This is a genomic window from Acinetobacter lactucae, from assembly GCF_013122135.1.
GTDB lineage: Bacteria > Pseudomonadota > Gammaproteobacteria > Pseudomonadales > Moraxellaceae > Acinetobacter > Acinetobacter lactucae.
In genome coordinates this window covers 2,690,870-2,716,415 of sequence record NZ_CP053391.1, presented here as the reverse complement: position 1 = coordinate 2,716,415, position 25,546 = coordinate 2,690,870, and the positions used below count along the sequence as shown (strand labels likewise).

Annotated in this window: 19 protein-coding genes and 2 pseudogenes; 6 read left to right on the top strand and 15 right to left on the bottom strand. The window is 41.2% G+C overall.

Translation table 11 applies throughout. The annotated features are described in order from the left end of the window. Positions 1 to 267 precede the first annotated feature (267 nt). The gene (gene hrpA, locus HLV59_RS12750) at positions 268 to 4,125 is read left to right on the top strand and encodes an ATP-dependent RNA helicase HrpA (RefSeq protein WP_171430107.1); all 3,858 of its coding nucleotides are present in this window, start codon (positions 268 to 270) and stop codon (positions 4,123 to 4,125) included. 95 nt (positions 4,126 to 4,220) lie between these two features. Beyond that, positions 4,221 to 5,327: a beta-ketoacyl-ACP synthase III gene (locus HLV59_RS12745; protein WP_031947810.1), complete on the top strand. Its 1,107-nt coding sequence runs from the start codon at positions 4,221 to 4,223 to the stop codon at positions 5,325 to 5,327. A 103-nt stretch (positions 5,328 to 5,430) separates the two neighbouring features. Here the strand turns inward: HLV59_RS12745 and HLV59_RS12740 are convergent, their stop codons facing one another. The 7 genes and pseudogenes from HLV59_RS12740 to benA all read right to left on the bottom strand — a co-directional run bounded on the left by HLV59_RS12740 (position 5,431) and on the right by benA (position 13,592). Further along, positions 5,431 to 6,687: an OprD family outer membrane porin gene (locus HLV59_RS12740; RefSeq protein WP_171430106.1), complete on the bottom strand. Its 1,257-nt coding sequence runs from the start codon at positions 6,685 to 6,687 to the stop codon at positions 5,431 to 5,433. Positions 6,688 to 6,731: 44 nt separating this feature from the next. Then, the gene (locus tag HLV59_RS12735) at positions 6,732 to 8,090 is read right to left on the bottom strand and encodes an aromatic acid/H+ symport family MFS transporter (protein ID WP_016144717.1); all 1,359 of its coding nucleotides are present in this window, start codon (positions 8,088 to 8,090) and stop codon (positions 6,732 to 6,734) included. 479 nt (positions 8,091 to 8,569) lie between these two features. Next, entirely contained in the window at positions 8,570 to 9,763 is a 1,194-nt protein-coding gene (gene benE, locus HLV59_RS12730; protein WP_151987375.1) for a benzoate/H(+) symporter BenE, read from the bottom strand. A 57-nt stretch (positions 9,764 to 9,820) separates the two neighbouring features. After that, entirely contained in the window at positions 9,821 to 10,606 is a 786-nt protein-coding gene (locus tag HLV59_RS12725) for a 1,6-dihydroxycyclohexa-2,4-diene-1-carboxylate dehydrogenase (protein WP_171430105.1), read from the bottom strand. 18 nt (positions 10,607 to 10,624) lie between these two features. After that, positions 10,625 to 11,641: a benzoate 1,2-dioxygenase electron transfer component BenC gene (gene benC, locus HLV59_RS12720; RefSeq protein ID WP_171430104.1), complete on the bottom strand. Its 1,017-nt coding sequence runs from the start codon at positions 11,639 to 11,641 to the stop codon at positions 10,625 to 10,627. Positions 11,642 to 11,693: 52 nt separating this feature from the next. Beyond that, positions 11,694 to 12,213, bottom strand: a pseudogene (gene benB, locus HLV59_RS12715) (benzoate 1,2-dioxygenase small subunit). Continuing rightward, positions 12,210 to 13,592 carry a benzoate 1,2-dioxygenase large subunit gene (gene benA / locus HLV59_RS12710; RefSeq protein ID WP_171430102.1) on the bottom strand — a complete coding sequence of 461 codons (1,383 nt, stop codon included), beginning with the start codon at positions 13,590 to 13,592 and terminating at the stop codon, positions 12,210 to 12,212. The pseudogene benB and the gene benA overlap by 4 nt, the downstream one beginning before the upstream one ends. Positions 13,593 to 13,697: 105 nt before the next feature. Between benA and HLV59_RS12705 the strand changes: the two are divergent. Both HLV59_RS12705 and HLV59_RS12700 read left to right on the top strand, forming a co-directional pair. Then, positions 13,698 to 13,828, top strand: a pseudogene (locus HLV59_RS12705) (hypothetical protein). A gap of 44 nt (positions 13,829 to 13,872) precedes the next feature. Further along, a complete protein-coding gene (locus tag HLV59_RS12700) occupies positions 13,873 to 14,832 on the top strand; it encodes a LysR family transcriptional regulator (RefSeq protein WP_004702719.1) in 960 nt (319 codons plus the stop codon). Between the two features lie 48 nt (positions 14,833 to 14,880). Here the strand turns inward: HLV59_RS12700 and HLV59_RS12695 are convergent, their stop codons facing one another. From HLV59_RS12695 to HLV59_RS12665, 7 genes are all read right to left on the bottom strand, one after another. Beyond that, the gene (locus HLV59_RS12695) at positions 14,881 to 15,762 is read right to left on the bottom strand and encodes a SphA family protein (RefSeq protein WP_171430101.1); all 882 of its coding nucleotides are present in this window, start codon (positions 15,760 to 15,762) and stop codon (positions 14,881 to 14,883) included. Between the two features lie 185 nt (positions 15,763 to 15,947). Continuing rightward, positions 15,948 to 17,009 (bottom strand): NADH:ubiquinone reductase (Na(+)-transporting) subunit F, encoded by a 1,062-nt coding sequence (locus HLV59_RS12690; RefSeq protein ID WP_039757494.1) that lies wholly within the window; start codon positions 17,007 to 17,009, stop codon positions 15,948 to 15,950. Positions 17,010 to 17,023: 14 nt separating this feature from the next. After that, positions 17,024 to 17,386 (bottom strand): phenol hydroxylase subunit P4, encoded by a 363-nt coding sequence (locus tag HLV59_RS12685; RefSeq protein ID WP_171430100.1) that lies wholly within the window; start codon positions 17,384 to 17,386, stop codon positions 17,024 to 17,026. A gap of 59 nt (positions 17,387 to 17,445) precedes the next feature. Then, complete coding sequence (locus tag HLV59_RS12680) at positions 17,446 to 18,972, bottom strand: aromatic/alkene/methane monooxygenase hydroxylase/oxygenase subunit alpha (RefSeq protein ID WP_171430099.1); 1,527 nt, start codon at positions 18,970 to 18,972, stop codon at positions 17,446 to 17,448. Between the two features lie 45 nt (positions 18,973 to 19,017). Beyond that, positions 19,018 to 19,284, bottom strand: coding sequence for an MmoB/DmpM family protein (locus HLV59_RS12675; RefSeq protein ID WP_000049448.1), 267 nt, complete (start codon positions 19,282 to 19,284; stop codon positions 19,018 to 19,020). Between the two features lie 11 nt (positions 19,285 to 19,295). Beyond that, positions 19,296 to 20,294 carry an aromatic/alkene monooxygenase hydroxylase subunit beta gene (locus tag HLV59_RS12670; protein WP_171430098.1) on the bottom strand — a complete coding sequence of 333 codons (999 nt, stop codon included), beginning with the start codon at positions 20,292 to 20,294 and terminating at the stop codon, positions 19,296 to 19,298. A gap of 21 nt (positions 20,295 to 20,315) precedes the next feature. Beyond that, complete coding sequence (locus HLV59_RS12665; RefSeq protein ID WP_171430097.1) at positions 20,316 to 20,603, bottom strand: phenol hydroxylase subunit; 288 nt, start codon at positions 20,601 to 20,603, stop codon at positions 20,316 to 20,318. A gap of 368 nt (positions 20,604 to 20,971) precedes the next feature. Between HLV59_RS12665 and mobR the strand changes: the two genes are divergently transcribed. Further along, positions 20,972 to 22,642, top strand: coding sequence for a phenol degradation transcriptional regulator MobR (gene mobR / locus HLV59_RS12660; RefSeq protein ID WP_171430096.1), 1,671 nt, complete (start codon positions 20,972 to 20,974; stop codon positions 22,640 to 22,642). A gap of 57 nt (positions 22,643 to 22,699) precedes the next feature. On the opposite strand, the gene HLV59_RS12655 is transcribed toward mobR, so the two are convergent. Beyond that, a complete protein-coding gene (locus HLV59_RS12655) occupies positions 22,700 to 22,900 on the bottom strand; it encodes a heavy-metal-associated domain-containing protein (protein ID WP_001985155.1) in 201 nt (66 codons plus the stop codon). 166 nt (positions 22,901 to 23,066) lie between these two features. Here HLV59_RS12655 and HLV59_RS12650 point away from each other — a divergent pair, with 166 nt between their 5' ends. Further along, a complete protein-coding gene (locus tag HLV59_RS12650; RefSeq protein WP_171430095.1) occupies positions 23,067 to 25,538 on the top strand; it encodes a heavy metal translocating P-type ATPase in 2,472 nt (823 codons plus the stop codon). Positions 25,539 to 25,546 lie beyond the last annotated feature (8 nt).

Below are 25,546 nucleotides of genomic sequence, written 5' to 3'. Positions count from 1 at the left end.
TTTACATGACTAAAATCGGAAAATCGAATAAGTGATAAATTTACGATTTTTAAGTCCCCAAACACTGTATTCGATTTGACTGCAAAAACATGTAAATCAAATGACAGTTATCGTAAAAGAAACTTGCCTAACAACATGAAGTCTAGTGAGTCAAAATTCAAGGGTAAAATTTTAAAAAATTAAAAATATATAAAAAACCAACTGTTTTACCTTATGGTCATTAGAGCGTAAAATAGAGGATTGTTGTATTTTCAGGAAAATTTGTCTGTGCAGAATGATTTAAATATTGATCAGTGGGTGATGGCAAGAGATCGTTACCGTTTAAATCGTTTGCGTAAAGATAAAAAAGCCAATACAGCAGAGATTGAAAAATTATTTGAACAATCTAATGCCAAAGTAAGGCAGCGATTTGAACGTCTCCCTAAAATTAAACTGAATCAGGATTTACCAGTTTCTCAATATGCTGACCGTTTAATTGATGCGATTCAAAAGCATCAGGTCATTATTGTGGCAGGTGAGACGGGTTCAGGTAAAACCACTCAGCTTCCTCAAATTGCAATGCTAGCAGGTCGCGGCTTAACAGGTATGATCGGTCATACCCAGCCACGTCGTTTAGCTGCACGTAGTGTTTCTCAGCGTATTGCAGAAGAAGTCGGCGAAAAGCTCGGCGAATCTATCGGTTTTAAAATCCGTTTTAATGAACAAGGTTCGCAGGACTCTATCGTACGGTTAATGACCGACGGTATTTTGCTTGCCGAGTTAGGCAATGACCGCTTCTTGTCTAAATATGACACGATCATTATTGATGAAGCGCATGAACGCTCACTCAATATCGATTTTATTATGGGCTATCTAAAGCAGTTGCTGCCAAAACGTTCAGATCTAAAAGTTATCGTGACTTCGGCAACTTTAGATGTAAATCGTTTTAGTAATTACTTTAATGATGCTCCTATTTTTGAAGTAGAAGGGCGTAGTTATCCTGTCGAAGTGCTTTATCGCCCAATTTCAGAAATGAATATTGGTGGTAGTGATGACGACGAGTTTGATGATTTTGAAGAAAACCTTCCTCGTGCAGTTGTACAAGCGGTAGAAGAATGCTTTGCAGATGCAGAAGCAAAAGGTCATCCAGAACATGCCGATATTCTGATTTTCTCAAGCACAGAGCAAGAAATTCGTGAGTTGCAGGAAACGTTGCAAAAGTATGGGCCTAGACATACCGAAATTTTACCTTTGTATGCACGTTTAGCAGTTTCTGAACAACAAAAGATTTTTAGTCCGGGTGGAAAAGGCCGTCGTATTATTATTGCGACCAACGTAGCCGAAACTGCACTTACGGTCCCAAATATTCGTTATGTGATTGATAGTGGTTTTGCACGTATTTCGCGTTATAACTATCGTTCACGTGTACAACGCTTACCAATTGAAGCAATTTCTCAAGCCGCAGCCAATCAGCGTAAAGGGCGTTGTGGTCGTATTGCTCCGGGTGTGTGTATTCGTTTATATAGCGAAGAAGACTTTTTAAGTCGCCCCGAGTTTACCGAACCTGAAATTAAACGAACCAACTTAGCATCTGTTATTTTGCAAATGCAGAGCTTAGGGTTAGGTGAGTTAGAAAACTTCGATTTTATTGAGCCGCCAGATTTTCGCCTAGTCAATGATGGCCGTAAGCTTTTGATTGAGTTAGGAGCACTTAACGAGAAGAAAAATGAGCTGACCAAAGTCGGGCAAATGATGGCACGTATGCCAATTGACCCACGACTCGCTCGTATGATTATTGGTGGTGCTCATTTTGGCGTGCTCAAAGAAATCTTAATTGTAGTAAGTGCTTTAGCAGTTCAGGACCCGCGTGAGCGTCCGGCAGATAAACAGATGCAAGCTGACCAAAAGCATGCGTTGTTCAAAGAGGCAGATTCAGATTTTCTGTTTTATTTAAAACTTTGGGAGACTTTAAATCCTAAAGGCGAAGCAGGGATGTCTGAAAATAAACGTCGTCAATTTGCCAAGCAGCATTTCTTAAGCTGGTTGCGTTTACGTGAATGGAAACAGACACATCAACAATTGGTTGAGTTAGCCGAAGGCTTAAAACTTAGCTTTAATGAAAAAGCTGCAAATTATGAAAACTTGCATCGCGCATTGCTGACAGGTTTATTATCCTTCATTGCCAATAAAACAGATGAACGAAATACCTTTATGGCCGTGCGTCAGCAAAAGGCTAAAGTTTTCCCTGCGAGTACTTTGCACAAAACCAATACCTCTTGGGTGATGGCTTTTGAGATGGTCGAAACCTCACAAGTGTATTTACGTACTTTAGCCAAAATTGACCCTGAATGGATTTTGCTTGCTGCACGTGACTTGTTGAAATATCACTATTTTGAGCCGCACTGGTCTAAGAAAGCGGGGATCGTCAATGCATATGCACAAATTTCCCTATTTGGTTTAATTATTGAGCCGAAACGGTTAATTAATTTTGAGAAAGTTGACCAACCTGCTGCTCATGAGATTTTCTTACGCGATGCATTAACCACGGGTAACTTGGGTACGATTCCGCCATTTTTAAAACACAACTTACTTAAGCTTGAAGAAGTAGAGCGAGTTGAAGATAAATTGCGTCGTCGTGATTTAGTGGTCGATGAAGAAACAATTTATCAGTTTTATGCATCTAAAATTCCGGAAGAAATTGCGAGCCGTCGTAGCTTTGAAGACTGGCGTGCCACAGTAGAAGCAAATAATCCACGTTATTTATTTATTGACGATGATGCGCTTTGGCTCAATGACCGACCAACAACGCAGCAATTTCCAGATCATTTGCACAATGGTCAGCTACGTTTAGCAACCACATATCATTTTGACCCGAGCCACGACGAAGATGGTGCAACTGTTCAAATTCCTGTACAGGCATTGCCTCAAGTTGATGAAAATATCTGGTCATGGGGAATTCCGGGTTGGCGCCAAGATTTAATTGAGGCTTTACTTAAAGCTTTACCTAAAGATAAACGTCGTAATGTAGTGCCTATTCCTGATACTGCTCGTAAGCTCATGCAAGGTATTGATGCAGTACATTTACGTGAACATATCTTTAGTTATTTAGCTTTTGCCTTACGTGGTGAGCAAATTACTGACAAAGATTTCTCGTTTGAACGTATTGATCCATATTTGGTACCTTTCATTAAGGTGATTGATGAAAAAGGTAAGCTCATTGCTAAAGGTCGTGATTTACCTGAGTTAAAAGCACGTTGTCGCGTGGAAACACATCGTCCAGTTAAACAGCAAAAAGGTGAGTTTAAAGAATTTCCAGAAAACTTTACTTTCGAGGCTTCTCATAAAGTTACGGGCGTTGTAGTCAAACAATATCAGGCTTTAGTACCGACCAAGGCTTTTGCTGAGCTCGAAGCTAAAGATGAGTCAGGCATTGTTATTCAAACGTTTAACGATCAAGCTGAGGCGATTAAACAGCATCGCGAAGGGATTATTCGTTTGGTCCATATGCAGCTTGGTGACTTGGTTCGCCAGTTGAAAAAGCAGATTTCAAAACCGCTCGCCTTGGCTTATTCACCTTTGGGAGATAAAGCTAAGCTTGAGCAGATGTTAGTCTATGCAACGTTGCAAATGGCAATTACAACTTTACCCATTAACGCTGATGAATTTAATAAACTGCTTGAGCAAGTTAAAAAGCAATTTTTGAGTCATGGTCAGCAAGCACTTGAGCAATTAAGTGATATTTATATTCAGTGGCAGCAAATCCGTCGTCAGCTTTTAGTGCTTGATCCAGACGTGTTTGGACGTAGTATTGATGATATTGAAGATCAACTCGATTTAATGTCACTTGGCAATTTTGTTTACCGCCAACCGGTTGATCTTTGGCAGGAATACCCGCGTTATTTAAAAGCACTGCTATTGCGTTTAGATCGATTGCCAAATAATCTACAGCGAGATCATGCCGCTATTGATGATGTCGATCCATGGATGGACAAGGTATTTAAATTCAAAAACGATCCAAAAATCAAAGAATTGTATTTGATGTTGGAAGAATTTCGCATTTCTTTATTTTCTCAGCCGATGAAAACCAAGATGCCTATTTCGCCAACTCGACTGCAAAAGTTATGGGATCGTTTGGGAATCAGTTAAGATAGATCGGGGTCTGTTTATGTTGTTGTTTAGCCTACAACGCAATTTATAAATGAAAGATTAACAGATCCTATTCATTTTTTTAGGAGTTTTACATGGGCATTCGTATCACAGGTACTGGGTTATTTCACCCAACAGAAATCATTTCTAATGAAGAACTGGCCGACAGTTTAAATGCTTATGTGGAACAATATAACCAAGAGAATGCAGAGAAAATTGCAGCAGGTGAGCTAGAAGAGTTACGTGGTTCAAGTGCTGAATTTATTGAAAAAGCGTCTGGTATTAAGCGCCGTTACGTCATTGAGAAATCAGGTATCCTCGATCCGACACGTTTGCGTCCTCGTTTGTCTGAGCGTTCAAATGACGAACTTTCACTTCAAGCAGAGTGGGGCGTTATTGCTGCAAAACAGGCAATGGAAAATGCAGGCGTAACTGCTGAAGATATCGATGTTGTAATTTTGGCATGTTCAAACATGCAGCGTGCTTATCCGGCAGTAGCGATTGAAATTCAGTCGGCTCTTGGCATTCAAGGTTATGCTTATGACATGAACGTAGCATGTTCAGCAGCTACTTTTGGTTTGAAACAAGCAGCTGATGCAATTCGTTCAGGTGCTCGCCGTGTTTTATTGGTAAATGTCGAGATTACTTCTGGTCACTTAGACTATCGTAACCGTGATTGCCACTTCATTTTTGGTGATGTTGCGACTGCTTCTATTATTGAAGAAACCACGACTAAAACTGGTTTTGAAATTTTAGATATTCATTTATTTACTCAATTTTCAAACAATATTCGCAATAACTTCGGTTTCTTAAACCGTAGTGAAGATGCAGTGGTTGATGACAAGCTGTTCCGTCAAGATGGCCGTAAAGTATTTAAAGATGTTTGTCCGTTAGTGGCAAAAATCATTAATGCGCAGTTGGAAAAAATGCAGTTAACCGCAAACGATATTAAGCGCTTCTGGTTACACCAAGCCAATGCCAACATGAATGAATTAATCTTGAAATATGTGGCTGGTAAAGAGGCAGATCTAAGCCGAGCGCCTATTATTTTAGATGAGTTTGCTAATACCTCTTCAGCAGGTGTGATTATTGCTTTACACCGTACAGGGCACGAAGTAGATGATGGCGAATATGGTGTGATTTCATCTTTCGGTGCTGGTTATTCAGTCGGTTCGATTGTTGTACAAAAGCACGTTGCTTAAGTTAAAAGATTAATTAAAAACGCTCGTAAGAGCGTTTTTTTATGAGTGAAATCATATAAAAAAGCGGACCAAAATTGGCCCGCTTAGATTGAATCAAAAGTTATTAAAACTTTTTGGTGTAGTTTACAAACAAGCGGTCTTCACCAAAGTCATTGCCGTGTTTAACGTTGTAATCAATGCGAATATATTGCAGAGCAACGCCTTTTAAGAATGGCTGCTGAAACGCATAGTTTAAAATCACATTTGACTCAGTTTCATGGTTTTTCTCACCATTGGCTGCTTTAAAATCATGGCCGTAAACATATTTCACCATCGCATTTAGGCCCGGCACATAATCTTTAAAATCGTAGCCATACATCACATGGTAAGACTTTTCATCTTCTTTAAAGAAACCTGTAGCATTCCAGTTAATGAAATAGGTTTCTGGCAAGAAACCGTCTGGTAAGGGATAAGCCGACTCACCCATAATTTGTTGGTAACCTAAACCAAAGGTATGATTTTTTACTTTGAGTGTTTCTAGTACCCCAATGTTTTGTGCCTCAATATCAAAGGTATTGCCATCATCTTTTGCATTGAAGTATTTAAACTTAGAAGTAAGCGCAAAAGTTGGCTGTTTCCAATTATGCTCAAGTCCGACATAGTGTTTATTGTAGAGGTCTTCTAAATTACCAAAGTAATATTCACCCTTGAGTGACGGCGTGAATTGATAACGCAGGTCAATATAATTTAAGCCATCAGATTCTTTGGTAATTCCATTTGCCGTAAACGAAAACTTTTTAAAGTCTTCTTCATTTCGTGGCGACACTTTTTCAACTCGACCAATTTCAGCATAAAGCTGATCTGAAAGTTGCGATTTAAGATTGGTTCCCCAATAAGAGGCAAGTAATTGTCGGCTTGCATCCACAGCCGTTACAGGCAGGTCTAACCAAAGTTCACCGACACTTAAAAGGGTTTTGTCATAGCCCAGCTTTAATGTTGCACCATATTTTAAAAAGTCAGATGCTTGAGATTGTGTTTCCTTATTAAAAGGCAAAACTGTGTCCGCAACATGTTTATCTGAACTCAAGCGAACTGCGTATTGAACAGAAGCATCGGCACCAATGGTAATGGGCTTATCTGCAATTTGCAGTGGAGTGTCATGCATTTTCGATTTATAAAATAACGATGCTGCTTGAGACCAACTGCCTGTGTCTTTGAGTGCATCATTATCAAAATTACGATTGATATAGGCATTTTTTAAAGTGAATTTCCATTCATCTTCGGGCTGCTGATTTGGATTTGCAGCGAATGAATTGCCACACATCAACACTAAGGTCGCAAAAGTTAAAGCACATGGCTTAAAGCGGTGTAATAATTCCATAATCCATTTCCAAAAAGATGCGCCAGTCCTAGGCGCATTTATATTTACTGCTGGGTAAGCGTTTTTTGAGGGGTAAAAGTTGAGGGAGTCTGCCCGGCAACAGAGGCTTTTAGATTGACCATAAATATTGCGAGTGCAGCAATCACACCCGGAATTGCAATCGCTAAGAAATTCATTTGGTGAGGAAGTTCAAAGGTGAGCAGAGCTCCAGTTAAAACTGGACCGATAATTGCACCAATACGACCAATTCCAGATGCCCAGCCCATGCCAGTTGAACGAAGTGCTGTCGGATAGAACTGTGCAACGAAAGTGTAGAGTAAGATTTGTGAGCCAATTGTGGCAGCACCAGCAATCGCAATTAGGCTATATAAAATAAATTGTGGACTATTAATACCCAGTAAAATTAAAGCTGCTGATCCCACAATAAACATGATCGTAATAACAGGTTTCAAATGGAATCGGTCTGCTAAAGCACCACCACCAATTGCACCGACCATGCCGCCAATATTGAGCGCGAAGAGGAATAACATGCTCGCACCTAATGAATAGCCTGCTTGCAGCATGAGTTTAGGTAACCAGCTTCCTAAGGCATACACCATGAGTAAGCACATAAAGAAAGCAATCCAGAACATAAATGTGCTGAAAGTACGGCCTTGTTGGAAAAGTGCACGGACAGGTGCATCTGTTGTGGTGCTCTCGTTTAATACCAGTTGAGTATTGGCGTTTACCTGAGTTTGTGGTGCAATTTTACTCACAATAGTTTTTGCCTGTTCGCTATGGTTAGATTTCACTAAAAAGGCGAGAGACTCTGGCAAAAATTTCCAGATGAGTGGAAGTAATAATAGGGGAATACCCGCGATTAAAAACATGATTTGCCAGCCCATATCCTTAACGAGCCATGCGCCGAGTAGCGCAGATGTCATGCCGCCAATTGCATAGCCACTAAACATGATTGCCACTAAGGTACTGCGGATTTTTTTAGGTGCGTATTCGGTCATAAGTGCCACAACGTTTGGCATGACACCACCAATCCCAAGACCTGCAATAAAGCGCAAAATCGCAAACTCTGTTGGTCCTTTAGCAAAGGCACCGAGAAAGGTAAATCCGCTAAATAAGGTGACACAAATCAGGATGGTTTTTTTACGCCCTAATTTGTCTGAAAGCGTGCCGAAAATCATGGCACCAAACATCATACCGAATAGAGCAGCACTGGCGAGTAAACCAGCTTCAACAGCAGTTAATGACCATTGCTGCATTAACAGAGGAAGAGCAACCCCATAAATAACTAAATCATATCCATCAAAAATAATAATAAGTAAGCACCAGATTAAAACTTTCCAATGAAAAGATGTAAAACTGGCTTTATCAATTAACTCATTAATATTAACCTTGCTCGTATCCATTTTCTTCACCTCCAATTTGTGAAGCACCGCGTTATTTTTTAATAAACTATTTTGTTATTGGATTAGAGTCAAAAACCTAATTGATATATCTTTATGTCTTTTAGGTATTGTGTTTTTATTGGTTTAATTTATTGAAAAATATAATTTATTTTTAATGGGTGAGCTGTTGTTTTTGTCGTTTTGAAAATAGGGTTGAATATTGTAATGTGAGAATTTTAAGGGTTTTATGGATGTTTTTTTATAGATTTTATTGGTGAGAATCATGGCTAAAAATATAGCTAAATTTATATGCTGAATTGAAATGAAAATATAAACACAAAATACTAAAGTCTATTATTTAATTATTTTAGAGATTCATCTTAAAAATTAAATTTAATCTATATTCAATAAAAAATTACCAAGTCAGAATTAGCAAATTATTTGCATCCTGATTTGGCGATTGAGGCTTTATTTTAGTGGTGGGCGCTTAGATAAAAAACTTAATTTGTGGCTGGAGTTGAGCGTGGTGTAAGAATGAAATGAGCGATTACACCAATACAAATACCCCAAAAAACTGAGCTTAATCCAAGAAAATGCATGCCTGATGCAGTAGCTAAAAAAGTAATAAGTGCGGCATCACGTTGACTATCATTTTTCATGGCAACAGAAATATTGGTGGCAATTGCTCCAAGCAAAGCTAAACCTGCTAGTGCTGCAACCAACTCTTTAGGAAGTAAGCTAAATAGCATGACAATACTGCCAGCAAATAAGCCTCCTAAAATATAAAAAATTCCGTTGGCAATTCCTGCGATATAGCGTTTTTCTTTAAGTTCATGTGCATCTTTGCCCATACATAAAGCAGCGGTAATTGAGGCAAGCACAATCGTAATACCACCGACGCAAGCAACAGCTAAAGAGGCAATACTGGTGACAGTAATAATGGGTTTGGCTGGGGTGTCGTAACCGCTGAGTTTCATAATCGCCATACCCGGTAAAAATTGGCCGGTTAGGCTGACTAAAATGAGAGGGACAGCGAGGTTGAGCGTTGAATTCCATGTCCATTCTGGGCTAATCCACTGCGGAATAGCTAAACTAAAACTCACATCAACCGGATTCATTTTGCCTAAAATGAGGCTTAATAAAACTCCGGCAGCTAACACCCAAATCATGGTGTAACGCGGCATTAAACGTTTGGCAATTAAAAAGACAATAAGCATGCTAAAGACAATAAAAGGCATGCTATCAGACGCGGTAAAGAGGCCAATACCAAATTGAAAAAGAATACCCGCCATCATGCCCGCAGCGACATCTTGCGGAATCCACTTCAGTAACTTGTCGAAGTAACCTGTAACGCCAATTAAAAAAATAACGATGGCAGAAGTAATATAGGCGGCTACGGCTTCATTCAACGAGACATTGGGAAATAGGGTAACTAATAGGGCAGTGCCTGGTGCAGACCATGCGGTTATGACAGGAGTTTTATATTTAATTGAAAGATAAATACCTGAAACGGCGGCACCAATTGAAATTCCCCAAATCCATGACACCATCATATCGGTAGAGACATGGGCACGCTGAGCAGCTTGGAAAAAAATAATCAGTGGGCCTGAGTAAGAAATTAAAACTGCAAGAAAGCCAGCAACTGTTGCTGATATGGACCAGTCATTTTTTAATGTCTTGAACAGGGTTGCCATGTGTGATTGCCTCCATGCAAATCATATTATTTACCCAATCATGCAAAAAGATCAGGGTTAACCCTGATCTCCACCTCCGACCGAAATAACCGATCCAGTCATATACGATGCTTCATCTGATGCAAGAAATAAAATTGCATTCACTTGTTCTTGAATTGTGCCATAACGGCCCATAAATGTTCGATCTATTGTTTGATCAACCACTTGCTGCATCCAGTCTTTTTCATTTTGACTTAACGGATTGGCGTTACGTGGCACTTTACGAGGTGGTGCTTCGGTTCCACCAGTCGCAACGGCATTGACTCGAATTCCGTCTTTAGCATGTTCAAAAGCAAGCGATGCTGTTAGAGCATTTACACCGCCCTTAGATGCAGAATAGGGAATGCGATTAATACCGCGGGTTGCAATTGAAGATACATTTACAATAACACCCGATTGTTGCTTGATCATGGCGGGCAACACAGCGCGGCAGCACCATAAAGTTGGAAACAATGAGCGATTTACTTCCTTAATGATCTCTTCTTCGGAAAACTCTTCAAAAGGTTTCATCCAGATCGCGCCACCCACATTATTAATGAGGATATCTACCCGACCATAGTGTTCAATGGCTTTTGCAACTACCGCTTGTGCACCTGCATAGGTTTCAAGGTCAACATTAATCGTGACAGCATCGCCACCTGTACTCTGAATCTCTTTGAGAACGTCTTCAACATATTCAGAGCGGTCAGCCATGATGACTTGGCCGCCTTCAGCTGCGACTTGTAGTGCCACGCCACGACCAATACCTTGGGCACTACCAGTGACAATCACAACTTTATCGGTAAATCTTTGACGGTTTGACATAGATAAGTTCTCCACCTGTTAATTCGCAGAGAATTTTTCAAACAAGAAATTAGCAGGTTTGATATTTTCAGTTTCTAACCAGCCACGTACAGCTTCTACCATTGGTACTGGACCACATAGATAAACATCGACATCGCCACCGTTTAACCATTCATTTTCAATATGACCAGTGACATAGCCTTTGCGTTCATGGTTACTCTCAGGGCTTGCAACTACAGTTCGATATTCAAACCATGGAAACTTAGCTTGCAACTCATCAAGCTTTTCTAAAGCAACCAAATCAAAGTCATTAGTGACGCCAAAAACTAAACGAACAGGCTGTTCTGAACCTTTTTCTTCGAGTACTTGTAGCATCGACATAAATGGGGCAATGCCAGTACCACCTGCCAGCATAAGCACTGGACGCGCTACATTACGTAAATAGAAGCTACCGAATGGACCGGTAAACGTCATTTTGTCGCCAGCTTTAGCATTCTTGCTTAAAAATTCACTCATCTTGCCATTTGGTACGTTACGTACTACAAAGCCAGTTAAGCGGTTGCCTGGTTTTGAGCTAAATGAATATGAACGTGTTTCGCCAGTTTCTGGAATTGCAACGTTGACGTATTGGCCTGCAAGGAAATGAATATCCGGTTGGCCTTCATCAAGTTGAATATCAAATGTGATGGTTGAATCTGATAAGTTTTCGACGCGGGCTAAAGTACCTTGGAAGCTATGAATCTCTGTTTTGCAAACATCTGATGAGGCTTGAATCTGGAATACGGCATCTGAAGTTGGGCGACATTGGCACGCAAGAATATAGCCTTGCTCAGCTTCTTCTGGTGTTAAAGCATCTTCAATATAGGTTTCTTCTGGCATGTCATAATGACCTGACTCGCAAAAAGCGCGGCAAGTTCCACATGCACCATCACGGCAATCCAAAGGAATATTAATTTTTTGGCGATAGGCTGCGTCAGATAGGGTTTCGCCCTGAGCTACGTTAATGAAACGTGTAACACCATCTTCAAATTGAAGTGCAACATTGTGGTTTGACATGGCATGTATCCTACAAAATATTTGAAACTTTTACCCTCAGCCAACAGTCCGTTTAGATGAGGGGGTATGTCTTAAAGGTGGTAGATATCAATCACTTGGTTGATGTAGTCATTTTTCAAAACGACATACTTACTCAAGATTTTTGGTTGATCACCTGAAAAATCGATCACATAACGTGACATACCGAAATAGCTGTAATTTGTCTTGTAACGGAAACTCAAAGTATTCCAGTTAAAGCGAACAGTGACTTTGTCTCCGTCGCGCTCTACGACTTCAACGTTGGCAATATTGTGGCTTGTGCGTGTGTCTGGCATGGTTGCAGATGAGCGCTCGGTTTTAATACGAAACACACGATCTTCTAAACCTTGACGGTCTGGATAATAAATAAGTGAAATTTCAGATTGCGGATCTTCAGTTAATTTGTCGTCATCATCCCAAGCTGGCATCCAGAAAGATGCTTCCGGTGCATAGCATTCAATCCAGTCATCCCATTGTTCATCATCTAAAAAGCGAGCTTCACGATAGAGAAACTGAGTAATATTTTCTAAAGTTGCTTTGTCTTGAGCACTCATGCTGTTTCTCCCTGATCAGCAATTTCTTTCTCTGATGCAATCGCGTGTTTCATGGTTTGCAACCAATATTGATGTTGGGCAAGATAAAGACCCTCATCTTCAGTTTTAATCCCACTTAACATTGGTTTTAAACCAATTTCGTTTGCTGCATCGTCTGGACCATAAATCCAGTGTTTTGAGCCACGGCACATGTCATTCCATTCAAGTGCAATACCTGCGTAGCCTGCCTGACAAGCACGGAATTCTTCTAAATCGTCTGGTGTTGCCATGCCTGATGCATTGAAGAAATCTTCATATTGACGGATACGACGTGCACGAGCTTCAGGTGCTTCACCTTTAGGCGCGATACAGTAAATAGTGACTTCAGTTCTATTGACTGAAAGAGGGCGAAGTACACGAATTTGTGAACCGAACTGATCCATCAAATAAACGTTTGGATAGAGACACAAGTTACGTGAACGCTCAATCATCCATTTCGACATCGCTTCACCGTATTTTTCGGTGTACTCGTCTGCTTTCGGGAAGTTTGGACGGTCTTCTGGGTTTGCCCATTGTGTCCAAAGCAACATGTGACCATTTTCAAAGCCATAAGAGCCACCGCCTTGTTTACCCCAAGAACCTGCACTCATCGCGCGGATATTATCGGCAGCTTGAGTTTCTTTACGGTGTTGAGTGGTTGCTGCATAGTTCCAGTGAACAGCAGAAACGTGATAACCATCGGCACCATTTTCAGCGGTGAGTTTCCAGTTGCCTTCGTAGGTATAGGTAGATGAACCACGTAACACTTCTAAACCATGTTCAGATTGGTCAACAATCATGTCGATGATTTTGGTGGTTTCTCCCAAGAATTCTTCAAGAGAAGGAACATCGGGATTTAAGCTACCAAATAAGAAGCCTTTGTAACTCTCAAAACGAGCCACTTTTTTAAGGTCATGTGAGCCTTCTTGGTTAAAGCAGTCCGAGTAACCAGCTTCGCTTGGGTCTTTAACTTTTAGAAGTTTACCTGAGTTGTTAAACGTCCAGCCGTGGAAAGGGCAGGTATATGTTGCTTTGTTACCACGCTTGTGACGGCAAAGTTGTGCTCCGCGGTGTGAACACGCATTGATCATGGCATTGAGTTCGCCGTTACGGTTGCGGGCAATAATGACTGGCTGACGACCAATGTGAGTGGTGTAGTAGTCATTATTATTTGGAATTTGGCTTTCGTGTGCTAAATAAACCCAATTACCTTCGAAGATATATTTCATTTCGAGGTCAAATAGGGCTTCGTCAGTAAACACTGAGCGATGAAGTTTAAATTCACCTGTATCGATATTATCTACAAGTAATTCATCAATACGGTCAAGATGGCTAGTATTGATTACAGGAATACGTGGCATGTCCGTTCTCCGACTTTCCAAAAGTGTGGAAGTCACCAAGGCCTTAGCTACGATCTACAAGGTCTTGATATCCTAAATTGTCAATGAAGCGCATAAGCGCGTTGGATGCTTAACCGTGAATTGATGAAGATGAATAGCTTGAAGATTGGCAAGAGGGCTTTTTTCACAAAGCCATTCATCACTTCATCGGTTTGTTGCTTGTATATACCTTAAAAGAATGGTTAAACTGTGTCTAAGACTGAATTTGCATTTTTTTATATCTTAAAGGTATGGAAGCCTTATGGAACTAAGACATTTACGGTATTTTGTGGCTGTTGTTGAAGAGCAGAGCTTTACAAAAGCCGCGGAAAAACTATTTATTGCTCAACCACCTTTGAGTCGACAGATTCAAAATTTGGAAAGTGAGCTTGGAATTCAACTGTTTGAGCGCGGAAGCCGTCCTTTACAGACAACACCAGCTGGACATTTCTTTTATCAGCACGCCCTTAAACTTTTGTCGAATGCTGAAGAAATAAAAAGTATGACCAAACGTATTGGCCTGATTGAACGTAGTGTGACGATTGGTTTTGTCGGGTCTTTACTCTATGGTTTACTGCCTCGAATCATTTATTTATTTCGGCAACAACAACCCCATTTGAATATTCAATTGATGGAGTTAAGTACGACTGAGCAACTACAGGCATTAAAAGAAGGACGTATTGATGTTGGGTTTGGGCGCCTCAGAATTAGTGATCCTGCGGTGAGACGTATTTTGCTACGTAAAGAACGCTTGGTGGTTGCTGCACATACGAGTCATCCTATTGCACAGCGTACAGAAGGGGTATATCTGGCCGATCTCATTGATGAAAAGATGTTTATGTATCCCACTTCGCCGAAACCCAATTTTTCGACCCAGCTTTTAAATATTTTTGCCGAGCATAGTTTGGTTCCAAAAAATATGCATGAAATACGGGAAATTCAACTGGCTTTGGGCTTGGTGGCTGCGGGTGAAGGTTTGTGTATTATTCCTGCCAGTGCCGATACCATTCGCTTTCCTCATTTAAACTACATTCCGATTTTAGATAACGGCGCAGTCAGTCCGATTTTTATTACTGCTCGCGCAATGGACCGAAGTGAAGACTTACAGCTTTTATTTGATTGTATTTATCAGGTTTACGATTTAGAAGGTATTCCATATAAACGTACCGTTTTCACGCTCGATCAGAATCCGATAGATGATTCAGACGGTATCGACTTTTAAGTAAAGCAGAGCATAGCCTCAAAGGTTGAAGCTATGCGTTGTTGTGTTTTAAAAAGCCCAAATTAGTTTTAGCCAGCTGGTATGGCCTTCGGGACGATATTCGACTTCGGTTTCTTTTAGAAATTTGGCTTCAATAGACCAGTTTTTATCGGCATATTGAATACCTGGACCGACTGCAAAAGCCTGTCCTTTAAAACCAATGTCATTTCCGTTTACTTTGTCATCTGTAGTTTGTTTAAAAGTATAGCCTTCAACTGCAACTTTGAGTTTGGGGTTAATGCGGTAACCTAAGCTATAGTCACCCGCAATGTATTGTCCAGACTGATAGTCGGTCGCATCGTTACGCGTATTCCAGCTATAAGACAGTTTTGTAGAAAGATCTAAGCCTGCCGCGTTGGCATAACTATAGGCAAGAATAGGTCGAATGGTGTGATAGTTTTTCCCGAGATTGGCTTCAACTGGATGTGTCGTACTTGGAGTGTCGTAATCACCTGTTCCAAGTACGGTTTCTAGGGCTGCAATCCAGTGATGATTTCCTTGATGCCAGCCGAGCATTCCACCCAAAATCAAGTCTCCGAGACCTTGGTTTGAGTCCGCCATTCCATTTACTTTGAGTCTTAGATCAACCAATGGCTGGGCTGCATAAAACCCGAGTTGTCCATCCATAATTTTTTGATCGGTCATCCATACCAACCGCGGAACCACGGCGTTGACATCAACATGGAACTGATCGGGACCATTTTGAAACTCTGAGGCGTGATAATTTTGATAATAACTGAGTAGATAAACCCCAGCAGGTGGTAGGGCACCCGCCATCATACCTTCGGCACCTAATGCAAAAGAGTCCGAGCCATTTTCTGTCGCAAATGCAGAGGGAAGATAAAGGGCGCTGATTACACCACATATGATTGCAGAGATTTTGTTATTCATAGAATGTCCTATTCTGTGTTGTTTGGCTTGTCACTAAAAAAACGTTATTCCTTAACGATCTTTAAAAATTTGAGTCTGTTTAACCTGTAAATTTGGAATGCAGAACTCCTGTAAGCTTTGTATTTGCTTTCTAAATTACAAATACAAAGCTCATTTGAAAAAGCGGAGTGCTTAAAGGTTTATCTTTAAATATGTTTGAATAAAGCCGAACGTGACTGTCCAGCAGCGCCATCGGCTGCACTTAAGAACCGTTCAGTATGAATATCCCGTTCGAATAAGCGACTTTGCATGAGTGTTGAAATTGCCGAGTCGATCATGATGGGTGGGCCGCACAAATATGCTTTGTGTCCACCACATCGATTTTCAAAGTAATCGGCAACAGCCTCGTGCACAAATCCGGTAAATCCAGTCCATTGGTCCTCTGGTTTTGGTGCATTCAGGGCAGGGATATAGCGGAAGTTCGGATAGTCTTTTACGAGCTGTTCAAACAATTCTCGGTTGTATAGCTCTGCCAAGTCTCGTGCTCCTTGGAAGAGGTAAATGGTGCGACTATCTCCAGACTCAAGCAAATCTAAAATCATCGATTGTGGACTTGAAAGACCTGAGCCACCTGCAATGAAAATGGCATTTTGATCATCTGACTTACGTACAAAAAATTGTCCATAAGGGCCTGAAATATCAAGCTGATCACCTGTGGCAAGTTGTTCATGTACATAAGTCGTCGCTGCACCACCTTCAACTTTACGAATATGCAGCTCAACGATGCCGACTTCACTTGGTGAATTGGCAATTGAAAATGCACGTGTTCCTTCAATATCTGGGAACTGGACATTGATATATTGACCAGCTTGGAATTCGATTGGGCGATTTAGTTGTAGACGAATACCCTTAATGGTCGGCGACAGGTCTTTTATGTCAATGACTGTCGCTTGATAGTCTTGAACCAAATGACCTAAGAAATCTGGGTCTTCATCGACATCGGCCTCAATGACCATGTCGGACTGTGGTTTGCAGCAGCAGGCAAGCACCTTATTTTCATCACGTTCGATATCCATGAGTGCAAATGGCGAGGCTTCACCGACATCATAAAAACCGTCGGTGACTTGAACCTTACATGTCCCGCAAGTGCCATGACCACAGGCAAAGGGTAACCAAACGCCTTGGCGTAAAGCAGCATCTAAAATGGTTTGGTCTTCTTCTACTTCAATCGTTGTTCCGATCGGTTCAATGGTGACTTGATAACTCATGACACACCTCCGAATTAAACATAGCTGTCGTTATAGCCATTTAACTCTGGCGTAACGAAACGAAGTAATGACTTGTGACTAAAACCAAGCTCTGCCAAAGTTTTTGTACTCTCAGGACTGATTATTTGACCATCTAACCTGTATTGCACTTTTGACCAATCAATTTTGGCAAAATCTGGATGTTGGGCAAAGCCACCTGTAATTTGTTGCTCAATCAACTGTCCAAAAGTTTGTTGAGGTGAGGCAAGCATGGCATGTGCCGAGCAAAAAAGTGTGTGATGATCCCAACCCACGTAAAGTAAGAATTGATCGCCATAATTTTTTTGCAGATCAAGTGGTTCAAATTGATAGTTGTTGTGTATCGCGCGAACAGTCATGTTCAATCTCCTTATTTCCGATCAGGCAGCTTGATGACTGCCTGAACAATTCCTTGTGCTTAAGCTGCGTTGCCTTTCCATTTTTTCCAGCGCTGTTGATCTGGTGAACCTTCAATATCCAGATTGTCGGCACCGACATTCATGCGGTAATAATCGCGGAGCATGGTTTCGAGGTCACCGCCACCACAGTTACCTTGTAAAATTTGATTTACAGGTAGCCATGCTTGTATATATTTCTCAGGCTCACGCTCGAAAATGTCATGACAGCCATCTGAACAGGTGTGGTAGCGTTCGCCTTGGTAGATGCTATGGCGATAACTAAACTGAGTCGGGTCATCGCCCATTTCGGTAAAGGTCATTGGAATCTGACAAACCTGACAAAGCTGTGGTAAACCTGCGCTATAGAAGCGTTTACCTTCAGCTTCCATTTTGCGAGCTAACTCCCATTTTGGACGGTAGTATTTGTCGAAAGTGTCTGGATATTTAGCAGATAACCAATCCATTTCTTCGTCGGTTGGAATCCATGTATGGAAACCAGCAGCATGACCAAAGTTGTAAAAAATCCACCATGCCTGATGTGAGACATGCTCTTTTTCTTTCACAATGACATCGCTATATTTCGGCATACGGATGCCATAGCGGCTTAAATCTTTAAATAGCGCACCGCCTGCTTGTTCAAAATAAACTTCCCACGCTTCTTTCCACGACATCACTTTGTTTGGAAGCATGTAATCCATCATCATGCCTACAATTGAAAGCAAACGCGTCCCACGCCAGAACCATTTATCAATCCATTCCTGCACAATCGGCACGTTGTCTTCATGTTGTTCGAGCAAGAATTTTACGATTTCAAGACCAAGCGTCATGTGGCGTGCTTCATCTGACTGTGCACTAAAACCAAAGGTTACGGTTGCCATATCGCCGTTATAAGCTGCACCCGACATAAACGGCACAAATAGCAAGTTGGTAAGTACATACTCAAAAGCAAAACTAATCGCTAATAAAAACTCGAAAGGGCCAGCAGAACGGGCATCTTCAAAAAATGATTTAGGCACAGACAAATACCAAACGCGGTCATGCATGTGCGCCCAATCCTGAAAACCATCAAAGAACTTGTTGTAATGGCTCATGGCATGAATTTGAGTCTGTACATGACGCAGCTCATCAATCGACTGCATCTGAGAAGCAATACGTGCTCCAATACCACTAAACTGGCGACCTACATGGGCATAGCCTTGATAGGCCTGATATTCAAGTGGGGTCACCGCTGTTAAAAAGAGTTTGATCGCATTTAAGTAACGCTCATTGCTGACATTCATCTGACCATTGTTTTGAGCAAAGGCATCAAAAATGGCATAAAGTTTTTTCTCTTTTTCTGCCTGATATTTCCAGTAAGAATCCATGGTTAAACGGAATGGATCTTCCCATTTAGACCAGTCCGTAATTTTGATGCCTTCAAATTCTTCATAAGGGAAAGCATCTTTACGGTCAGCATAGGAAAAGTCCCAGTCCAGATCACGGGTTAATGCACGGTAACGATCTTTCGCATTTAATTTTTTGCTGGTTTCTTTCGTTTGAGTTGTCATGATTGATCATCCTTAAATCTTTGTTAAACAACATCTATGTTGTGATTAATTCCAGTGAAGGCGGAAAGTATCGTCATCTTCTTCGACGTTGCCGCCTAGCGTAATCATGTTGAGTTGTAATGATTGGATGTCCCAATCTTGGCCTAGTTTTTCAGATACAGTTTCGGCTTTAATCACCAAATCAGTTTCACTTTCAATTCGAATCATGGCGGGTAAATACTGAATTGAAGCTTCAGGGTTATCTTCTTCAATCGCCTCAATGATGTAGCGTGAAGTATCGTTGTCTTGTAATGCGAGATAGACTTTAGACATGTTGCTTCTCCTTAAGCATTTGTAAGTGGTTGTAGGCCGAGTTTTTTTGCACGTTCAATCACAACTTGTTCTGCTTGGTTGACTGCATCTGCTGTTAAGGCTGCTGTTGCCCAAGGTGTAAAAGCTGCTTTTACTTGAGTTAAAGACTGAGTGAACCATTCATTTAATAGCTGTTTGTTATGATCGGATTCTGCTGCGGCAGTTTTAATGACGGTGTCTGACCACTTACGTAAATCACCTAAAGTGTCTTTCATGAACTCAGTCAGCATGGCTAAGTCGCGAGCATTTTGACTCACTAACCATTGATCAAACTGTTGATAGACAAGCTCTGTCACAAAGCCGTCAATCACAAGGTTCTGTAATAAGAAAAGTTTGAAATAGTCTTGCTCGGTGAGGCTTTCTTCACACAAACGTCGTAAGCCTTGCCATGCAGGGTGTTGCATCCAAGCCTGTTTTGCCTGTTGTAATGAATCGCCACTGTTACCATCTAAAGCTAAGCCAATCCTTGAGATGTACTGCGCAATTCCTAAATGATCCATCGCGGCATAAATACAAGCTTGGGTAAGCACGGTGCCATAACCATAGGCACTGCCAGACATCATGTGCAAGTTTGCCGTTTGTTCAACGTGGCGAAATGGCAATAGGCATTCAATGACCTTTGCTTTGACTTCGTCAGACAAATGTTCTGCAAGCTGACGTTTTTCAAAAAAAGCAAAATTACTTTCGGCAGTGTCTTGTAAACGTGCACGCTGTTGAACGTAAGTTCCATAATAGAATTGACGTGGATCTTTAAATGCATACCAATCTTGCATTTGCAGGGCAGTATGGGTTTTGTCATTTAAAGTCTTTTCAGGTTTCCACAAAGGACGATAGTGGAAGTTAGTTTCTGCCTGTACATCGAAACTTACTTCTTGATATCGAGTTGCTGGCTTACTACCAAATCGTCTTTCGATATAGGCATAGTTCTGGCGGATAGGTTCGACATTTGACGTTTTGATTTCTAAAGTCATGGCTTTATCTCCTTATATTTTTTACATCTGATCATCGTGATCTTTGCTATTACGTTGCGTGCCGACTAAGGTTGCTTCAATGCCATAGCGCCATTTTTCTTCCTGAGCATCATTAAAAGCTTGCTGCTCTTGGGTCATTTCAACCACTTGATTGGTCTTACAAAAATCATTAAATGCATGTTTAGGCAAAACCAGTTCCACAAATAGACTTGGGTCATGAATGGCAAAATCGAATTCGATAAACTCTGCGTTTAAGTCGCCAGTGACCCGAATATATTTGGTTAATGCTTCGACTTGAGGTTGCGTCATGCTGTACTCCATCAAGACATGGTCTTGAAATTGATGAATGCTCCTTGCTCTCGCTATTAGCTTTACAAAAGCTATGCCAACTTTATTTTTATTATTAAAAACAATTGATTAAGTTTTTTATGGAAGCAAGGTATTTTTAAAATTCACCATTTCATGAATTTTTTTGAATGGTGAAATAGAGATATTCATGATTTGATGAAGTGGGTCGTAAAAATTTCTTTTTAGATTGTTTGAAGCTTTAAAAGGAGAGATTTAGAAATACTTTTTTAGTATGAAGTTATGTCTTTAAGGTACTAGGATATTTATCTGGTTCTTCGATAAGATGAGATAAAACCCAAATGTGTTTAATGGATTAAAACAGATCACTCATGGCTCGAGTAAAATACGATACAACGGGACGATACGCAGATCATCCGCAAGAAATTCATGATTTGCTGTCTAAACTGCATTTTGATACTGCCCACGGCCAAATCTGGTTTGATGAATATCGGATGCTGCTTTTACACACCAGCATTATGGGGTATTTGCGTAAAGACTTAGCACACATGATAGGCCTTGAGCGGACTAAGCGTTTCTTTATTCGATTAGGGTATCAAGCTGGGTTAAAAGATGCAGAAGTTACAACAAAAATGCGTCCCGATTTAAATGAACACGATGCTTTTATGGCAGGCCCACAAATGCACGCCATTCGTGGAATGGTGCAAGTACAGGCCAACCAGCTCAATTTAAGCCACGATAAAAAACAGTTTTATGCCGATTTAAATTGGCTCAATTCTTTTGAAGCCGATGTGCACTTAGAGCATTTTGGCCCAAGCGATGAACCTGCGTGCTGGATGCTTCTGGGTTATGCATGCGGATACAGCAGTTTTGCGACGGGCATGACCATTATTTATCAAGAAATAGAGTGTAAGGCCTGCGGCGATGAGCATTGCCGTATTATCGGTAAGCCTTTAGAAGAATGGGAAAATGCAGAGGAGCTGATTCAGTTCATGTCTCCCGAACCCATGGAAAAAGAATTGATTGCGTTGCAAGCTGAACTTTTTGAACTAAAAAAATCAATTTATAGCGACAGTGAAGCCGATTACCAATTATTTAGTTCTGTGGGTAAGTCAGCATCTTATAAACAGGTCTGTGCATTACTAACAAAAGCAGCAGGCTCGAAAGTTTCTATTTTGCTACAGGGCGAAACCGGCGTTGGTAAAGAAGCTTTTGCACGAGGGGTTCATGAAAATAGTCAAAGAAAAGAGCAACCTTTTATTGCGGTAAACTGTGCAGCGATTCCACCAGAGTTAATTGAGTCCGAATTATTCGGGGTAGAAAAGGGCGCTTATACAGGAGCGCATCAATCTCGCTTGGGTAAGTTTGAACGAGCCAATGGCGGTACTATTTTTTTAGACGAAGTGATTGAGCTTTCACCTCGTGCACAAGCAGCACTATTACGCATTTTGCAAGAAGGTGAATTTGAGCGAGTCGGAGATTCACAGACACGTATTTTAGATGTTCGTGTAATTACAGCAACCAATGAAGACCTTGAACAAGCTGTGAAAACAGGACGATTTCGGGCAGATTTGTATTATCGCTTAAATATTTTTCCAGTTCAGATTCCGCCTTTGCGGGAGCGCCGTGAAGACATTCCTTTACTGGTTGAGCACTTTCTTCATCGCTTTGAAAAAATGTACGGTAAAACCATTCAGGGTGTAAGTGAAAAGACCAAAGTTTTTATGCAGCAATATGAATGGCCGGGCAATATTCGTGAGTTGGAAAACTTATTAGAAAGGGCGGTTTTATTAACGGACGATCAGCAACTGATTAAGTTAAATGCCATTTTTCCACAGATCAAGCATGACCCAGAGCAGGCTGTAGCTGTTGAAACCAACTTTGAGCAATTATTGCAGGCAGATTTTAATTTAGAAGAACACGAGAAGCAGTTAATTTTAACAGCCCTAAGAAAAGCCAATCATAATGTGTCTGAAGCGGCACGTTTATTGGGGCTAACTCGGGCAGCACTAGACTATCGAATTAAAAAATTTCAGCTTTGAGTCAATATTAACAAGCTCAAAAATAAAGGCCTAACTTTAAACGTTAGGCCTTATTCATTATTGCACTTTCGCTGGGAAACCATCTTCTTCAAGTGCTTCGGTAATTTTATCGACGCTTTCACTGCTTTCAACAGTCACGATTTTGGTCGCTAAGTCTACATCTACTTTTGCATTTGGATCGACGTCCTGAATCGTCGCAGTCACGCCACGAGCGCAGCCACCACAAGTCATATTTTCAATAAGTAGTTTCATGTTCATACTCCATCAAGAATGAGATGTTTGTTTGGATAACACTGAGTCTAAACCTTGTCATGATTGTAAGGTCAAGACCAAATTTTTAAAAAAATATGCTTGACCTTCCCATGATGGGAATCTGTATGCTCAATACAGAATATTAAATTTTGCAGATTTGCAGAGGTGTTTGATGGACTCAAAAAACACAAAATTGCCAGCATATAGTGAAACACTTCCAATCGAAGGCATGACCTGTGCCTCGTGTGTAGGTCGTGTCGAAAAAGCACTTAAGAAAGTTGAAAATGTAGAGATTGCTAACGTTAATTTGGCAACAGAAAAAGCCGTTGTTTATTCAAATCAACCGATTCAGCGCGAAGCACTGGTTAAAGCAGTTGAACGAGCAGGTTATGATGTTCCAAAAGCTGCACCAGTGGAGTTGTCTATTGAGGGCATGACCTGTGCATCTTGTGTTGCACGTGTTGAAAAGGCCCTTAAAAAAGTAGACGGCGTTCAAGATGCCACAGTCAACTTAGCAACAGAGCAGGCTTGGGTACAGGCAGATAATTCAGTCAATGTCGAAGACTTAATTCGCGCTGTAAAAAAAGCAGGTTACGACGCGAAAGCATCTGAAAAAAATCAAGATGAGCAGCTCGACAAAAAAGCGTCAGAATTAGATCAGCTTAAAAAAGATTTGATCATTTCGGTTGTATTGGCTTTACCTGTGTTTATTTTGGAAATGGGTTCACATCTCATTCCAGCTTTTCACATGTGGGTCATGCACACCATTGGTCAATACAATAGCTGGCTTTTACAGTTTGTTTTGACCACCTTAGTTCTCGTTTTTCCAGGTCGCCGTTTTTACCAAAAAGGGATTCCAGCTTTATGGCGTTTAGCGCCAGATATGAACTCGCTGGTTGCTGTTGGAACCTTGGCTGCCTACTGTTTTTCAGTTGTGGCAACCTTTATGCCACACGTATTACCCCAAGGCACGGTCAATGTTTACTTTGAAGCGGCTGCTGTAATTGTCAGTTTAATTTTGCTTGGACGATATTTTGAAGCCAAAGCTAAAGGGCGAACCTCGCAAGCGATTCAACATTTAGTGGGAATGCAGCCCAAAACAGCTCGTATTCAGCGTGATGGTCAAGTGGTGGAAGTTGCTGTTGCTGAAGTAGTCAGTGGAACTATTGTAGAAATTCGTCCAGGTGAACATGTGCCAGTTGATGGTGAAGTAATCGAAGGACACAGCTACATTGATGAATCTATGATTACGGGTGAGCCTGTTCCTGTTGAAAAAATAGTAGGTCATCAGGTGGTCGGTGGTACAGTCAACCAAAATGGTACTCTAAACATTCGGGCAACCGCCGTTGGTTCTTCGTCTGTACTCTCACAAATTATACGCATGGTTGAGCAGGCCCAAGGTTCTAAACTTCCGATTCAGTGTTTGGTCGATAAAGTCACCATGTGGTTTGTACCGGCTGTCATGCTAATTGCTGTAATTACTTTCTTGGTCTGGTTTATTTTTGGGCCAGAGCCTGCGCTCACTTTTGGTTTGGTGAATGCTGTTGCAGTACTGATTATTGCCTGTCCTTGTGCGATGGGACTTGCAACGCCAACTTCTATTATGGTCGGTACTGGACGTGGTGCTGAGTTAGGGGTTCTGTTCCGCAAAGGTGAAGCTTTGCAGCTTTTACAAGAAGCGAAGATAGTTGCTGTTGATAAGACGGGTACACTTACCGAGGGTAAACCGACACTGACTGACTTTAATGTGCAATCTGGCTTTGAACGTAAACAAGTGCTAACTTTAGTTGCCTCGGTTGAAGCCAAGTCTGAACACCCGATTGCACTTGCGATTGTTCAAGCAGCAGAAAGCGAAGACCTAAACTTATTACCCGTAACAGCATTTAACTCGATTACAGGTTCAGGTATTGAAGCGGAAGTTTCAGGCCAAAAAGTACAAATTGGCGCAGACCGTTATATGCACCAACTTGGTTTAGACACCAGCTCATTCCAAGCGATTGCTGTTCAATTAGGTGAAGAAGGCAAAACACCGCTATACGTTGCTATTGATCAGAAACTTGCTGCAATTATTGCTGTTGCAGACCCTATTAAAGAAACCACCTATGCTGCGATTGAGGCCTTGCATCAGCTTGGGTTAAAGGTTGCAATGATTACAGGAGACAACCGTCATACGGCGCAAGCAATTGCCAAAAAGCTGAACATTGATGAAGTTGTGGCAGAGGTTTTACCCGAAGGCAAAGTGGACACAGTTCGCCAACTGCAAAAACAATATGGGCGTTTGGCCTTTGTAGGTGATGGCATTAACGATGCACCAGCCTTGGCGCAAGCAGATGTCGGTTTAGCCATTGGTACAGGCACAGATGTTGCGATTGAAGCTGCCGATGTTGTGTTGATGTCAGGCAGCTTAAAAGGCGTACCGAACGCAATGGCGCTAAGTAAAGCAACTATGCGAAACATTCGCCAAAATTTGTTCTGGGCATTTGTATATAACGTTGCTCTGATTCCAATTGCAGCAGGAGCACTATATCCAGCATTTGGTGTATTACTTTCACCTATGTTTGCAGCAGGTGCGATGGCACTTTCTTCGGTTTTTGTGTTAGGCAATGCATTACGCTTAAAACGTTTTCATGCGCCAGTACAGTAAGGGTGCTG